The following is a 16,075-nucleotide window of genomic DNA, read 5'->3' as shown; positions in this document are numbered from 1 at the left end:
AATCCTCCAACTATAGGTTCTGTACAACAATCAGAACATTTATTTAGAAAGTTCCTTATAATGGGTTTATTTTTATATAAGATCAAGTGGTGAATATCATATTTTTAATCTTACAGACAATGAGTCTATATAACAAACAACAAAATATCTGGACATCCATCCTTAGGAGCGTTATAGAAACGCTCATTCTCATCTTTTGAGAAGCTTATGGGTGATTAGCTCAGTCGGTAGAGCAGCTGACTCTTAATCAGCGGGTCGTGGGTTCGATCCCCTCATCACCCACCATTCGATTTTATACTGTTTATTGATTGCGTAAATTTTTTAAAGGTACGAGTTGCTAAATAAAATTGGGGAGTAGGATTTTCCCATATGCATGTGTTTAAAAGTGAAGATTGTCGATATAGCTTAGTCATCAGGTGTTGTACTTTTAGGGGTTTAAAGAACTTCGAAAGGACATTTAAAGATCTTTTAATGCGTGTTGTTTCTTTTTTTTAAATCGCAATTGGTAAGAAGAAGTTTCTTACCAACAATTGTGTTATTTAAAGGGGTATAAAAATCAACAGTTTTCACTTTTTTTAATATAAATTGACTAAATTTTTTTGGATTTTTAGCATATTGTTTAAAGATAGAAGAAACTTTACACTTTAGTTGTGTCAGCAGCGTGGATATTTTTTGATAACTCTCCCACTTAAACAAAAGATCTCTGTAATAATCATCAGTATTCCAAGAGGGTGAATCAAGATAAAACAAAGTAGTTATCTGGACATAACAGGAATAAAATTAGATCAGTTTAATGGTTTAAAGCTAATACCTGCTAAACGACAGAAAATAAGCTTTAATAGGGCTTTAAGTTTTAGAATATTAAACCGTGCGATTACGTTATACTGTCTTTCCGTTAGCTTAACCGTTAAAAATATAAACATTAAGAAAGCTGCTCAGAATCATTATAATATATTGATTCATAATAATTAATTATTCTTTGTTTGAGGAAACTTTACTGTCATAAACTTCTTTTGTTTTAATCTCTCTTATAATGAATTAATTAAACTCATTTATTTGTGCATTATAAATGGGATTAACGTGTAGATAAAGACTATTAAAGAAAAGCATAAAAATGATTCTTATTAAAGTTCTTAAGCGTCAAAAGTTATCACAACATTGGAAAAATAGTATAATGGTGCAGGCTTGCTCTTTTATTAAGTATAAAGATGATGGTGCAACAATGGCTTTACTATTATCCATTTACGGGTGTTATTGTGTAATGGGGAAGAGCACTGAGAGAGGTTTCTTAAAAAAGGTATGTAAATTGGCAACACGATGGTGTTTTCTCTTTGAGAGGCTTGATTCTATTAAAGAACGTGACAAACAAAAGCGTGACACAATATGTATACACATTATTCCTATATTTTTGAGAGATGAAAATTTTGTAAAGTTTTTCCTTGTATTTTTATATGATCGTTTAGGAAAAATTCTTTTATTAAAAGGGTTCTTTAAGTATTCTTGATTTATATAATTTTTCTTTTTTAAATAATAAAATGAAGTTATTTTCAGATAGAGGTTTTTAAATTTGAGTATTTGTTTTTTGCAATGATGTGCTTTATCCAACATAAAAATCGATTACATAATAAAATAGTACTTTTAATATTCAAGTTTATGGGAGTTTTTTTGAAGGAAAATAGATAAATATTTCTATATTTTTCGTAAAGTAAGATTCTTATAAAAGGAGACCTTCAAGTTTCAATGTAAAAAAGATAAATACAAATAATGATTGTATTAATTTACATATACAATCGCATTTAGCATGATTATAGTCATTTATAGGAACACAAAAAAAAGTCGTTGATAGCCTTTTGTTTATTCAGGGGGTGTTTTGGGGGATCTTTTCCAATATTGATGTGCTTCAAAAATGGCGACCACAAACAATGAAATGATGAGCGGTATAATCAAATAAAACATTCTAAAGACAATAAGTGCTGCAATAACATCGGTTGGATTTATATTGGGCATGCCTGTTATGAAGAGAGCTTCAAGAACTCCTACTCCTCCTGCTGGAGCATTGGAGAGAAGGGTTATCGTAAAAGATGCTAGGAAAACACCAAGAACAGAGATAAAATGAATATCTGCGTTGTGTGGGAGAACAGCATATATAATTCCTGCCGCTCCTAAAAGCTCTAGAGGGCTAATGAGAAGCTGTTGAATAACAATTTTCAGCCGTGGATATGAAAGTTGAATTTTCTTACCCAAGCGTAAGGGTTTTAACTGAAGCCAGCTGCCAAACGTATAAAGTGCTATACAGCTGAGTAAAATTGCTCCACTTGTTGTCCCGAGCCATTCAGGAAGTTCTTTATGAATGAGGGTGATAATTTCGGGTTGTAGCACCAAAACGATTCCCAAAAGTAAGACTGTGCCGATTACAAAAGTAAAAGAGCAGAAACCTACTAATATTGCGATTTCTGTTCCGTTTAATCCTTTCATTTTATAGGCACGATAGCGCACAACGGCACCAGAAAAAACTGAAGCACCGATATTGTGTGAAAGAGCGTAGGTTGTAAATGAACATATAGCGATAAAAATCCAAGAAATTTTATGACCTAGATGTTGCAAGGCAATTCGATCATATCCAGCAAGAGCAGCATAAGCTAGGAGAGAACATAAACAGGCTAATAACCAGTGCTGTGCATTCAAATCGCTCAAGCGCTCCAATACATCCCCAAATGAAATGGCGGAGAGTTTCATATAAAGAATCCGAATAGATATCAGCATTGCTAAGATACCAATCAATGGCCATATAAATTGCTTTATTTTCACGATTCTTTATCCATTTTATGTTTTCTGTAAATCTTCATGATTGAGCATATTCTGTACAGATCTTCGTTCCATTATATACTCTATGATGCCATTGGCAATTTCTTCATTATCCGTTACTACAACATCAGCACCTAAATCAATGAGATATGTTGTTTCTATGTCGGATAATGCATGTGTGATTATCTGGATATCTTTCTTCATATCCCGTATATTCACGATACATTCTCCTACTTCAATGGTGCTTAGCATTGTAATAACAACTTTATCTGCATTACTTATGTTTGCTGCGTTCATTATTTCTTGTTGAATGATATTGCCGCAAATAGCCTCAAAGCCATCTGTAATCGCTTTATCAGAGAGGCGTTTTGATTCTTCTACGATCACTATAGGTTTACCTCTATTTATTAAAGATAATGCAACACACTTACCAATACGACCATAGCCAATAATTACGATATGGTTATTTTTTAAGGTCATCGGTAAAAAATCTTGGTTAGAATCTTGTGGATCAATATCAATAATTGCTTGGGTACTTTGTGAAGATGCAGATTTTTTTTCTAGACGTTTTTTAATTTTATTACAGGCAACGAAAACAAGAGGATTGAGCAAAATGGAAAAAATTGCTCCTCCAAGAATTAAATCATGAGCGTCATTGTTTAAAAGTCCTAAGCTTAAACTTAAACCAGCAAGGATAAAGGAAAACTCTCCGATTTGGGCAAGGCTTGCAGAAATAGTCAAAGCTGTTGCATTAGAATAGCGAAAAGCCTTAACGATGAAAAATGCAACTGCAGATTTTCCGATTACGATAATGAATAAGGTTGCTAAGAGAGGAAAAAAATGAGTTAAGAGTTTCTCTGGGTCAAATAACATGCCTACAGAAACAAAAAAGAGAACAGAAAAGGCATCGCGCAGTGGTAAAGATTCTTCCGCGGCACGGTGGCTTAATTCTGATTCGCTCATGACCATACCAGCAAAAAAAGCACCAAGAGAAAGAGAAACACCAAATAAATGAGCGGCTCCGAAAGCTACTCCTAATGCAATAGCAAAGACGCTAAGACGAAATAATTCACGTGATCCCGATTGTGCGCTCATTTTTAAAAGCCATGGGATAACGCGTCGCCCAATGACGAGCATAAGTGCAATAAATACAATCACTTTCAGGATGGTGAGACCAAAAATACCCCAAATACTTAAATCCAACCATTGAACAAGAGGATCCAACGCTTCTTTTTTGGTATTGCTGAGGGCACTTGCCAAGGAAGGGATGAGGACAAGTATAAGGACCATTGCTAAATCCTCAATAATTAACCATCCAACGGCAATGCGTCCTTTTTCTGTTTCAATAAGATGACGCTCTTGCAAAGCACGTAGCAGGATAACAGTACTTGCTATGGATAAAGCAAGGCCGAAGATCAAACTACCACTGAAGTCCCATCCCATAATCAAACCAAGGCACAAACCTAGAAAAGTAGAAAATGCCATTTGTGCAATAGCAGCGGGGACAGCAATAGCTTTGACAGATAAAAGATCTTTTAATGAAAAGTGGAGCCCAACACCAAACATCAGCAAAATAATACCAATTTCAGCAAGTTGATTAATGATGACGGAATCTATTTTAAATCCGCCTGTATTGGGTCCCACAATAACACCGGCTAATAAATAGCCTACAAGTGGTGAAATACGCAAACGGCTAGCAATCATTCCCAAGAGAAATGCTAAACATAAACCTGCAACAATAGTTGTGATAAGTGGTGTGTCGTGGAGCATGGATTATTTACTATTCTTGATCAAAAAGCGAATGAATGAAAATGACTATATTTCTATGAGAAGAGAAGCGAAATGTATTATACGTATTAAAGGGCATTTTTATTTCACTTTGGTATTTGCACGATTATTTCGCTCACGCCACCAATTTCCTAGCAGGAGTAAAATAGGAGCAGCAATAAAGATAGAGGATGATGTTGCAATAATAATCCCAAAGACCATGGGCAATGCAAAATTATGAACAGCACTTCCACCCCATATCGCCATGGGGAGCATAGCAAGAATTGTTGTGGCTGATGTAAAAAAACAACGTACAAGAACCTGATTAATTGACAGATCAATCAGCTCGCGCAACGGCATTTTTTTATAAAGACGCATATTTTCGCGCATCCTATCATAGACGACAACTTTATCATTTATAGAATATCCAACAATTGTTAAGAGTGCAGCGATAGCCGTTAAATTAAAATCAAATTGAAATAAAGCAAAAAAGCCAATCATTTTTGTGGTGTCTAGAATGAGAGTGATAATTGCTCCAATAGCAAAGAACCATTCGAAGCGTAACCATATATAGAGAGACATGGCAATAGCCGCAAGGATAACAGCAGTAAAAGCAGCTGTGGCAAGCTCGCCTGAAATTTTGGGACCAACAACTTCTATTTGATCGAATGTAGTATCGGGATAGATATTTTGTACAGCTGTTTTGACCTTATCAATGGCGACGGTTTGTTGTGCTTCGCTACCGCTTTGTTTCTGCATGCGAATTAATACGGTGTTTTCGTTATCAATATTTTGCAAGGTAACTTCACCAATATTAAGAGTAGAAAGCTTGGAACGCAGAGTTGCTAGATCTGCTGGTGCTTTCGTGGTAATACTCATTTGGCTTCCGCCAATGAAATCAATTCCGAAGTTCAATCCAGGCTTAAAAAAGAGAAAGACTGAAGCCATTGATAAAACAATTGAGACGCCAATACCAATGAAACGTGCTTTCATAAAGTGGAAAGTTGTGTTTTCTGGCATGATGTTGAAAGCAGAGTGAATATGTAATTTTTTAATTTTCCATTTACGAACGATCCAAATCATGATGATGCGTACAATGGTGATATTTGTAAACATGGAGATGATAATACCAAGCAACATTGTTACGGCAAAACCACGAACGGGACCGGTACCAAACCAAAATAGTAAGACAGTCGCTATAATTGCCGTAACATTTGCATCAACAATGGTTGCAAAAGCGTGTTTAAATCCACGATCTAGGGCTGCAAAAGCACTCACACCTTTTCGACTTTCTTCACGGATACGTTCATTGATGAGAATATTAGCGTCAACGGCAATACCGATGCCTAAAATAATACCAGCAATACCAGGTAGCGTAAGCGTAGCTCCCAAAAGACTCAGTGCAGCAAATGTTAAAATCGTGTGCAGAGCTAGTGCTATATTGGCAATTAATCCCCAAATGCGGTAGAGAAGAAAAATAAAAATTGCAACAAGAATAAAGCCAATTATGCCGGTGTAAAGTCCCATTTGGATGGCATCAGCACCAAGATTTGGACCTACGGTTCTCTCTTCAATGACCGTGAGTGGTGCGGGGAGGGAACCAGCACGAAGCAGAGCAGCCAGAGTTGAGGCTTCTTTGGGGTCAAAGTTTCCTGTAATTTGACCTTGTCCATTGGGAATGACACTATTGATGGTAGGAGCGGTTAAAACCTTATTATCTAGAACAATGGCAAAAGGACGGTTAATATTTTGTCGTGTTATATCGGCAAATATTTTTGCACCAGCGGAATCTAGAGTAAATGAAATAATGGAACGCCCTGGTATTTGGGGGTCAAAACCTGCACGGGCATCTTTCAGGACATTTCCATCTAAAGCGATTTGATCATAAATTGCATAATGCTGTGTTGCATCAGTATATCCAGGAAGAATAGAAACACCTATAGGGGGATTATTGGGGTCCACATTAGAAGGAACAAGATGAAAACTCATCTTAGCGGTTGTTCCTAAAAGATCACGTAGTTGTTTTGGATCTTGTAGTCCGGGCAATTGGACCATAATACGATCATTTCCGACCTTTTGGATGGCTGGTTCTGAAACACCAACTTGATCTATACGGCGACGGATGATTTCTAAGCTTTGTTCAATAGCATTGCTTACACGGTCTTTTATACCAGCTTCCGTTAATGTGACGCGGAGAGTTTCATTTTGAGCACTGATCGTGATGTTATGTTCTGTTGTACCAAAGCTACTGTGTATGGGGGTTATTAATGTTTTCAAAGCAGAGAGTGCTTTTTCAGTTTGCGATGGATCAGAAATAAGGGCAATAATGCTATCTTCAACGATACGCACACTTGAGGTGCGGATTTGTTTTTCACGCAATACATTGCGTACACTGCCTAAAACTATGTGTAACTGATCGCGTTTTAACGTTTTGCTATCAACCTCGAGCAGGAGAGAAGAGCCTCCTTGAAGGTCAAGACCAAGTGCTACACGGGTGTCGGGTAAGAATTTCGAGTTTTTAACTTGTTCGTATGAAAATAAATTGGGCAAGGCAACATAAATGCTGCTTAAAAGAATAAAACAATAAAGGGTAGTTAACCAACCAGGTGTACGCATGATATATTCCGCTAATAGGCAATCTAACAGTTATTTAAAGTTAAAAGCACAAGTAAAATAAGATGATCGTTTTATAATTCAAGGAAGAGAATTTAAGTGTATTCATTAGGAGGAGCGCGTTTATTTGAGAAATATTGCGTTTTAACGCTACGAAATCGTGTATCAATAGCTGGAATCTTTATTAAAAAGAAATCCAATGTTAGGATTTTTTGAAAGGTTCTCGTAAAAATAGATTCTGTATGGAGTGTTACAAGTTTTTTGTTTTCAGTTGTGGTAACATTCAACTGATCACATTTATTGTGTAAATCAAATCTATTCGTTTTAATGATATTATTGGTGTGTGATTGTTTGATTAAATAAGCACGCGTTCCTAGGTTGCTCGTCAAGAATACACCTAAACTGGATAGAAAAATCCAAGTTGTCAAAGGAAGAAAATTTTCTTTTTTGCAATAGAGGTGCAAAAAACACATGCTAGAGTGCCTTCTTTAATCTTATTGAATTCAGCTTATTTATTATCCTTTTCTCTTATTATCAGTATTATAGGATAAGGGAAAGCTTTTATAAGATTATTCTACAAAAGTTGAAAATATCTGCTTTATACCATATTTAAAAGAGAGGAATAAAATACTTTTTGTGCATATAAGGTAGATATGTATTCATTTTGTAGAAAAAACATCCACATACTTTTCCTTCTTTTGGGGATTATCCTTGTATTTAATTCTGGTGCATGGGGAAATAGGGGGGCACAAAATACAATTGTCGAACAAACGATTGCTTCTTATTCAGTTGATGAAATTATTCAACAACAACAGTTGATTATTGAGACTCTTAAAAAAAATACTGAAACGTTAAAAAGAGATTTTGACAGAAAATCAGAAGATGAGCGTGCTTTAGAAGAATTGCGGTTACGTGCACAAGATATCAGTGAACGTGCTATTGAGGCAGCATTTGTTTTGCGTCCTCCTCTTAATGAGATTAATACACTTCTTGATCAATTAACGGAGCTCCATCGTGACGTAAAAAAATTGAAAAACTCAGTGAAGGAATATTCTTACTTGATAGAGCAAAAAGCTAAAATTAACAGTATCATGCTTCGTTTTGAAGAAATTTTCTTAGCGGCAAATAGAATAGCTGAACTTTCTATTTCTCAATCTCGGGAGCTTTTTAAACGCACGCTTACGTATAGGCATGAGTTTTCAATTCCGATGATTAAACAGCTCGCCCAAAAAACAAAAGAGGCTTCATCAGATTTTCTTTTGTTATTAAATTATTTGTGGAACTTTATATTTTATTTCAAGTTGTTACAGCTATTTCTTTCCTTTTTAATTCCACTTTTTATTACTTTGGGTCTTTCGTATTTTTCTCGAAAAGTTCTTGTTCATGTGTATTGCCACTTTAGGAAGTCTAATGAGGAAATATCTTATTTACAACGCTTATTGATCGCCTTTATTTCAGTTCTCTTACCTTCGCTTGTATGTACTTTTTGCGTTTATCTTGTGTTGTTTTTGTTTCGTAGTTTTAACTTAGATCTAGGTAAGCTTACAACAGTTTTTGATATGATAGGTTGTCAAATTATTTTAGTATTTTTAATCAATCGCTTAGCAATTGTTCTTTTATCTTCGAATATGCCCCATGTACGTCTTCTCAGTATTGCACCATCGTCTGCTTATCAATTAGTGATTTTACTCACTGCTTTAGCGGGTGTGTTGGCATTTGACGCTGTTCTTGATAGTATTTATCAAATCATTTCAGCGCCTCTATCTTTAACAATTGCTAAAAGTTTTATTGCTGTTTTTCTTGTAGCGATATTGCTGTTTATAATATCATTGGTACCTTTGCGATTTAGACGTAAGCGTTTTCAAGGAGAAAAAAAAGAGCCATACTTTTGGCCATTTTATATACGCATTCCTCTTATTGGCTTGGGGGTACTGCTCTTTGTGTTGAATCTTTTAGGTTATGTTGGTCTTGCGCGTTTTATTATGCAGCAAATTATGATTGATGGAGCATTTTTAGTTCTCATGTATTTAGGAATACAAAGCGTTCAAGCACTTGGAACTAAAGGCCAATTTATGAAAACAACGGTTGGTCATCTTTTGATGCAGAGGTTTCATTTAGAAGAAAAAACGATGAATCAATTGGGAGTTTTTGTGAGCGTTTTTCTCAATTTATTTGTTGTTGTATTTTGTGCAATGCCAATTGCTGTACAGTTTGGATTTTCCTATTCTGATTTGAAAGCAGTATTGTGGCAATTGGTTACTGGTTTTCAGATTGGAAATATTACTCTTTCTCTGATTTCTATTATAACAGGAATTATTTCTTTTTGTGTTTGCTGGTTTCTTATTCGCCGATTTATTGGTTGGTTAGATAGTGTGGTGTTGGTTCATGGAGAGTTCGATTCTGGTATACGTAATTCTATCAAAACAGTGATAAGTTATGGAGGCGTTGTTGTGTCTGCTTTGACGGGATTGTCAATGGCAGGTTTGGATCTTAGAAATTTCGCTCTTATTGCTGGAGGACTTTCACTTGGTATAGGTTTTGGTTTACAGAATATTGTCCAAAACTTTGTCTCTGGACTTATTATTTTAGTTGGAAGACCATTTAAAATAGGAGACTATATAGAATCTGGATCAGTAGGGGGTGTTGTTAAGCGTATTAGTGTGCGTGCAACGGAACTTGAGACCATTCAGCGTAAGACGATTATTATTCCCAATTCAAGCCTTATTAATAACAACGTTAGTAATTGGACACGACGTAATAAAGTAGGACGAATTGATATATCAGTTACTGTATCATCTAAGGTTGCTCCAGAGCATGTTGCTGAAATTTTGTTAGAGATTGCTTCTGCGACAGAAGGCGTTTTAAAAAATCCTATCCCACAGGTGAGTTTTACAGCATTTGATCGTAAGAGTTTTTCCTTTAACTTGGCTATTTATGTGCCTAATATTACCTCATCCTCTCATGTAACCAATGCTCTTCGATTTAGCCTATATAAGCGTTTTGCTGAGGAAGGAATCTTAGAATGCTGAAATATACTTATGTTTTGATTACAGTTATTCTATTAAGTATTTTTACCATAACAGCTTTTGCTGCAACAGTGAAGAATACTGATTTAAAAATACAATCTCTTATTATTGTTGAAGGAAGTATACCTTCAAAAATTTCTTTAAATACTCATCAAACAATTACAATTTGTATGAAGGGATGTTTTATAACTTTTCCTAATAAAGACCGTTTTGCAATAAAGGCAGATGATAATATAGAAATCAGTAGGGGAAGAGCAATTTTTAAATAAAATGATTGAGAATTTTAGTTTGGAGACAAGATTTAGAAGGATAGTGATATTGTGCGTAATTAATAATCTCATCCTTTAGAAATTGCTAGAAAAAAGGTATGATTTTAATATAAAATAGGTTTGTTTTTTTATACTTTGTAGAATTTACAGTATGCATTTTGGGTGTAAGAATATAGAGGTATTTATAATATTTTTAATGAATATCGATTTTCTAAAAATAGTTACACAATTTTAGAATTTTTCTTACGAAAAAAGGCAAAAAAATATACTATTTTGTGATTTTTTTGCATTTGTTTTGATACAAAATGTTTTATATTTCCTCATTTAAAAAATATAATAGGTATTTTTATTAAATAATTTGTTATTTGAAGTATTCATTATTCTAATATTTTAAAATTTATTTGATAATATTAAATTTTGATGTAAAGATATATTAATCTAGTGATAGATTTAAATGTAACTATAAAGGAGTACATGTGATTTTGCAGCATAAGAATTTATAAAACTTTGTTTTTCTAAATGTGATTTTTGATTATATTTAAATTTAGCAATGGGGTATAATTTTATGAATACAAAATTTATAACAGCATCTGTTTTTTCTTTAATTTCACCTTCTATAGTACAGGCTGCAGATGTGGTGGCTCATGAAGAGCCAGTACATGTTGCCTCAGAAGTTGTTGCTTCTTCACCTTTTTCTTGGGCAGGTATTTATTTCGGGGGGCAAGTGGGTGGCTTTTCAAGTAAGACTTCTGCGATAACGCGTGATGTTGATATTCCTCTCTATCCTGATGAGGAGAGTAAAAGTAAACCATGGATACCCGTCGAGAAACAGTATATGCCTGAGCTTTCTGGATTTATAGGTGGTTTTTATGCGGGTGTTAATTTTGATCTCGGTAATAATTTTATTGTGGGGATTGATACGGATATGCTTTTAACGGAAAAAAAGGATACAAAAACAAGATTTCAGGTTGATGAATCGAGTGCCGGTGGATCGGGTACTGAAGGATCGGGTACTGAAGGATCGGGTACTGAAGGATCGGATACTGAAGGATCGGATACTGAGAAACCAGGAATAGAAGAAAAAAGTCGAAAAAAGGCAAAACTTGTCAGGAGACAGGGTAGAGGCTTTTCTCGCTCTGTTGCAGAGGATAAAGAAGAGAAAAACAGTTTAACTTTTAATCATACGTTAAAACAAAAATGGACAGGTGCTACACGGGTGCGTGTTGGGTTTTCTGCGGGGCGTGTGATGCCTTATATTGCTGGTGGTGTTGCTTATGGACAGTTTCAAGATATTTTGTCGACGGTAATTACGGGAGTTGAGCCCTTTAATAAGACATCAGATGCAACAAAAACGATGATTGGTTATACTCTCGGTGGTGGTGTTGATTTTGCAATGACAGATCATCTTGTTGTGCGTGCGGAATATCGTTACTCAGATTTTGGGAAAAAGAAATTTAAAGACGAGGTTGAAGTTAAGTATAAGACGAATGATTTTCGCGCAGGAATAGCTTACAAATTCTAGTTGTGTAGGATAAAGGAGCTTAAATTTAAGAGGTCCTATCTCTTTGATAGGGCCTTTATTTTTTTAATGTTATGCATTGTAAATGCTATTTTATGGTGAAGAAAGGGTCTTTGATTTTGAGTGATGATGAGGAGATACGAAAGAATTATTTAAATTCTTAATTGTTAAGAATGAAAATTCTTTGGTTCACAAGGTATAGTTAAAATATTTATTTGCAAAGAAGGAATGATTCGTTTTTTTGTATTATTACGATTATCACATGATAATATCATTATAGCGTTAAAAAAGTAAACTTAAAGATAGTTTTTCTATCTAAATAGTTAGAAAATCAAGAAAATTCACATAGAGTGGTGCGGACGGCGTGCACGTTTGTACACCAATTTTTTCTTTCCTTAGAACTCTCTACAATATCACTTGATAGCGCGGTTTATCTTTTTTCTATTTAATAACTAGTTATTTTTATTTTATTTATTAAATCGCCTTTTATATATAATCTTAGTACCAGATGAAAGCGCTCCAAGCGCGATTCAAAAGGTGGTTTTTAAAAGGTGGTTCGAAGAATAAGAACACGTGATAGACTATCTGTCTTATCTGTAAAAAATCTATCTAAAGGCAAATATGCTGACGGAGCTGGTTTATGGCTTATCAAAACTGCACCAGATCAAGGACGATGGGTTTTTAGGTTTGACCTCAATAAAAGACGACGAGAAATGGGATTGGGCTCTTATAGCAATGTATCTTTAAAAGAAGCACGGCTCAAGGCTTCAGCTTGTCGTGATCTTTTGGATCAAGGAATTGATCCAATTCACCAAAAGAAAAAAGAAAATTTGCGTCGGGCAGGGGGTGGTATTTCTTTACGAGAAATTGTCTCAAGTGCTTTTGAAGCGAAAAAAAACGAATTGAAAAATGAAGGAAAAGCAGCAAGGTGGTTAACACCTCTTGAGTTACATGTTTTTCCTAAACTTGGTGATATGCCAATCACTGAACTGACGCAAGTTGATATAAAAGGATGCATTTCTCCCATTTGGAAGACAAAAAACGAAACAGCAAGTAAAGCTCTATCTCGCTTGAATATAGCTATAAAACATGCGGCGGCACTTGGTATAGATGTGGATATGCAATTGATACCAAAAGCAAAAGCTTTATTAGGAAAGTTTATTCAAAATACCCAAAATATTCCAGCAATGCCATGGAAAGAAGTGCCTAAGTTTTTTCAATCTTTAAATGATGAGCTTGTATCAAATCTAGCTTTAAAACTTCTTATTTTGACGGGTGTTCGTTCTACGCCAATTAGGCATATTCGGTCAGAAGAGATTTATGGATCAATATGGATTATCCCAAAAGAAAATATGAAGGGAATTGTTGGAAAGGTTTCTGATTTTCGTGTGCCGCTTACAGCTGAAGCGCTTGCTGTTATTGAAAAAGCAAAAAAAATAGAAAAAAATGGTTTTTTATTTTCAGGGAGTTCTGGAAAGCCTATATCTGATGTAACACTTTCTAAATTCATGAAAGACAAAGGTTTTAATTATAGACCTCATGGTTTTCGTTCAAGCTTACGGGATTGGATAGCAGAGACAACGTCAACACCATTTGAAATTGCAGAATTTGTTCTTGCGCATTCAGTTGGTAGTTCAGTAATGAAAGCTTATATGCGAACGGATTTTTTAGAGCAACGCCCTGTCCTCTTAGAACAATGGGCGTCTTTTATATCAGGAAAGGCTTGATAATATGTTTATTGTCGAGTCAGGTGTCTAAGAAACACTTCAGCGGTTAGCGGATAGATTACGGTATAAGCTCTCTTTCCTCGCTTTAAAAGCAGGAGGGGATAAAGCTTTTAGTTTTTGGTTAGCTACTGTTTTAAATGTGCAAAGACATTGTCTATCGCATCCATAGGACGAGGAAAATCAAGGATCAACAAAAGATAAAAAACGCTATCCATTTCGTATAACGAGACATCACTTTTACACTTTTGTAGGTCATGATGATTTCTTGAAGTATTTCTTTTTCTGCTTCTGTAAGCTCTATATCGTCTTGTGTTTTTTTTCTAGCCATGTTTCCACCCACACACGCGTTCACCTAGATTATTGTGCTTTAAGATCTCTCTTGCTAAGTTTGAACTGATGGCGTTCAGATCTTTCCGGCTTAAATAAATTGGCAACCAGCCAACACAAGAAGAAACATATTTATTTGTTGCGCAACCAGTGAGAGAGAGCAGTACGCACATCAGCATCACTTTTTTGATTAACTTCACTTTCCACCTCCAGACGTGTTGTGGCTGCTTTTAAAGCTTTTTCTGTTTGCTTTTGTTGCTCTGCTTTTTTCCCAAGAGTAAAAGCTCTTGCTAATGCAATAAAAAAAGCGGCTAAAGCCGCGCCTATTAGCATCAAATTTCTTTTCATCCATAAGATCATAGGCGGTGCTCCTGAAAGCGTTTAGCAACAAAGAAAATACCAGCACATGCGGCTAAGACCATAATGGTTGCCAAAGCCCATTGGATTGGTCCATTGCCTGCTAACAAGCCGCCAAGACCTGAAAAAGAGCCAATAATCGGTGCAAGTGCTTCTGCTTTGAAAACCCCCGTTGGTGCTTGCGTTTCTACTGTTTGATAATTGGAAGAAACATAAGCCCCTTTTGCCCATAGCCCTGTTTCTGCTGCGCGCCGGTGTGCGAGACCTTCAAGACGCTTCCCGCCTGCTTTGGTCCATTTCTGTAGCTCTGCAGGGACAGCTTCATATTCACCTTGATTGAGTTTTTTTAACAGTGTCGAGTTACAAAAGGCTCCTGTTCCTACATTATAGCAAAAGGATACTAACGCCGCGAATTGTTCATCCGTTAATGAAACTGTCACAGCGCGTTCAACGGCATTTTCAAATTGTCTTAAGTCTTGGCAAAGAAGTTCTTCTGCTTGCTTTTCAGTGATTGTCATGCCTTCGTAAATAAAAGGCTTTCCAGCACTGTTTGTATGTCCATAACCTATTGTCCACACCCCAATGGCATCTTTATAGGCGTTCAAACGCAAACCTTCCCATTGTTTGATAAGTGCTAGTCCTTCTGATGATATTTTTCGCATATGTTGCTCCATAAAAAAAGCTCCGCAAAAAGCAGAGCTGGATTAAAAAATTGACATCTTTCTCATTCGGAAAGATAGCTTGGTTAGCTTCATGTCTCTTTTTCATTGGAATAAAAGAAGATTTTTTCTCAACTTTTAATTTCTCTCTTGACAAATATTCGTTTATAAACGAGTATACATCATGTTTGAAATACGTCACTACCTTACTTCTGATGGCAAAGACTTGATAGCTGATTGGCTGCGAAAGCTCCGTGATATGCAGGCTAAAACTGCAATTATTCGCCGCCTTAATCGTTTAGAGCAGGGGAACTTTGGCGATTTCAAGCCGCTTCGTGAGGGTGTTCATGAATTGCGTATTAATGTTGGTCCTGGCTACCGAGTTTATTATGTCCAATCTGGAAAGACCGTATTGTTGCTATTATGTGGTGGCAGCAAAAAAACACAAGAGACTGATATCACTCGTGCATGTGCTTGCTGGCGTGATTGGCAAAACCGTGAAGATTAAAGGAGTGTAAAAATGAAAGACCGTAACCATGATGATGCAATGGCAGAAATATTCCGTGATGATCCTGAGTTGGCAGCGGCTACCCTTGATGCAATCCTAGCAGATGGTGATCAGGGTGAGCTGCTTGTAACTCTACGCCAAATGGCCAAAGCTTATGGTGGTGTTCAAGCTGTAGCTAAAGCAGCCAACTTGAACCCAACACAACTTTACCGTACACTTTCAGAAAAAGGTAATCCAGAGTTCCGCAGCTTGAATGCTTTACTGCGTACCATGGGGTTTCGTTTGGCTGTACAGCCTCTTGAACGACCAGTTCCACACGTGTAACTTTAGTTCCACTCCCCACCTTTAAAGATAGGGAAGGGAGGTATTTAAGCAATCATTTTTAATGAGGGGCTCTACATCTGGTTTATAACCTATCATGTATCCTCTTCATCCATATGGATGACGCCTTCGCCTTCGTCACATGCGTTTGGTGGGGCGTTTGGATCAAGGGTATCA

General features: G+C 36.0%; 13 protein-coding genes, 1 tRNA gene and 1 pseudogene. 8 read left to right on the top strand and 7 right to left on the bottom strand.

The window, feature by feature from the left end:
• Nucleotides 1-209: 209 nt before the first annotated feature.
• Nucleotides 210-285, top strand: a tRNA-Lys gene (locus ACFIKR_RS05905).
• An 829-nt stretch (nucleotides 286-1,114) separates the two neighbouring features.
• Nucleotides 1,115-1,504 carry a hypothetical protein gene (locus tag ACFIKR_RS05900; RefSeq protein ID WP_375659205.1) on the top strand — a complete coding sequence of 130 codons (390 nt, stop codon included), beginning with the start codon at nucleotides 1,115-1,117 and terminating at the stop codon, nucleotides 1,502-1,504.
• A 350-nt stretch (nucleotides 1,505-1,854) separates the two neighbouring features.
• On the opposite strand, the gene ACFIKR_RS05895 is transcribed toward ACFIKR_RS05900, so the two are convergent.
• From ACFIKR_RS05895 to ACFIKR_RS05880, 4 genes are all read right to left on the bottom strand, one after another.
• Nucleotides 1,855-2,808, bottom strand: coding sequence for a YbhN family protein (locus tag ACFIKR_RS05895; protein ID WP_375659204.1), 954 nt, complete (start codon nucleotides 2,806-2,808; stop codon nucleotides 1,855-1,857).
• 15 nt (nucleotides 2,809-2,823) lie between these two features.
• Entirely contained in the window at nucleotides 2,824-4,575 is a 1,752-nt protein-coding gene (gene ybaL, locus ACFIKR_RS05890) for a YbaL family putative K(+) efflux transporter (protein WP_375659203.1), read from the bottom strand.
• A 99-nt stretch (nucleotides 4,576-4,674) separates the two neighbouring features.
• Nucleotides 4,675-7,188, bottom strand: a complete 2,514-nt coding sequence (gene secD, locus ACFIKR_RS05885) for a protein translocase subunit SecD (protein WP_375659202.1) — start codon at nucleotides 7,186-7,188, stop codon at nucleotides 4,675-4,677.
• A gap of 92 nt (nucleotides 7,189-7,280) precedes the next feature.
• On the bottom strand, nucleotides 7,281-7,658 hold the full coding sequence (locus tag ACFIKR_RS05880; RefSeq protein WP_375659201.1) for a hypothetical protein: 378 nt from the start codon (nucleotides 7,656-7,658) through the stop codon (nucleotides 7,281-7,283).
• Between the two features lie 180 nt (nucleotides 7,659-7,838).
• On the opposite strand from ACFIKR_RS05880, the gene ACFIKR_RS05875 reads away from it, so the two are divergent.
• From ACFIKR_RS05875 to ACFIKR_RS05860, 4 genes are all read left to right on the top strand, one after another.
• Entirely contained in the window at nucleotides 7,839-10,214 is a 2,376-nt protein-coding gene (locus ACFIKR_RS05875) for a mechanosensitive ion channel domain-containing protein (protein WP_375659200.1), read from the top strand.
• Entirely contained in the window at nucleotides 10,208-10,480 is a 273-nt protein-coding gene (locus ACFIKR_RS05870) for a hypothetical protein (RefSeq protein ID WP_375659199.1), read from the top strand. Before ACFIKR_RS05875 ends, ACFIKR_RS05870 begins: the two co-directional genes overlap by 7 nt.
• 565 nt (nucleotides 10,481-11,045) lie before the next feature.
• Entirely contained in the window at nucleotides 11,046-12,002 is a 957-nt protein-coding gene (locus ACFIKR_RS05865; protein ID WP_375659198.1) for an outer membrane protein, read from the top strand.
• 548 nt (nucleotides 12,003-12,550) lie between these two features.
• Nucleotides 12,551-13,726, top strand: coding sequence for a tyrosine-type recombinase/integrase (locus ACFIKR_RS05860; protein ID WP_375659197.1), 1,176 nt, complete (start codon nucleotides 12,551-12,553; stop codon nucleotides 13,724-13,726).
• A 125-nt stretch (nucleotides 13,727-13,851) separates the two neighbouring features.
• Here the strand turns inward: ACFIKR_RS05860 and ACFIKR_RS05855 are convergent.
• The 3 genes and pseudogenes from ACFIKR_RS05855 to ACFIKR_RS05845 form a co-directional block, all read right to left on the bottom strand.
• Nucleotides 13,852-14,054, bottom strand: a pseudogene (locus tag ACFIKR_RS05855) (hypothetical protein).
• 131 nt (nucleotides 14,055-14,185) lie between these two features.
• Nucleotides 14,186-14,413: a hypothetical protein gene (locus tag ACFIKR_RS05850; RefSeq protein WP_375659196.1), complete on the bottom strand. Its 228-nt coding sequence runs from the start codon at nucleotides 14,411-14,413 to the stop codon at nucleotides 14,186-14,188.
• Nucleotides 14,410-15,072, bottom strand: a complete 663-nt coding sequence (locus ACFIKR_RS05845; protein ID WP_375659195.1) for a lysozyme — start codon at nucleotides 15,070-15,072, stop codon at nucleotides 14,410-14,412. Before ACFIKR_RS05845 ends, ACFIKR_RS05850 begins: the two co-directional genes overlap by 4 nt.
• A gap of 181 nt (nucleotides 15,073-15,253) precedes the next feature.
• On the opposite strand from ACFIKR_RS05845, the gene ACFIKR_RS05840 reads away from it, so the two are divergent.
• Nucleotides 15,254-15,577 carry a type II toxin-antitoxin system RelE/ParE family toxin gene (locus ACFIKR_RS05840; RefSeq protein WP_015857128.1) on the top strand — a complete coding sequence of 108 codons (324 nt, stop codon included), beginning with the start codon at nucleotides 15,254-15,256 and terminating at the stop codon, nucleotides 15,575-15,577.
• Nucleotides 15,578-15,589: 12 nt separating this feature from the next.
• Nucleotides 15,590-15,901 carry a DNA-binding protein gene (locus tag ACFIKR_RS05835; RefSeq protein WP_208439803.1) on the top strand — a complete coding sequence of 104 codons (312 nt, stop codon included), beginning with the start codon at nucleotides 15,590-15,592 and terminating at the stop codon, nucleotides 15,899-15,901.
• The last annotated feature ends 174 nt before the right edge of the window (nucleotides 15,902-16,075 follow it).

It is taken from the genome of Bartonella sp. MR30HLJHH (assembly GCF_042194195.1).
Classification (GTDB): Bacteria; Pseudomonadota; Alphaproteobacteria; order Rhizobiales; family Rhizobiaceae; genus Bartonella; species Bartonella grahamii.
Note: the sequence above shows the minus strand (reverse complement) of the source record. Positions and strands in the feature narration are given on the sequence as shown.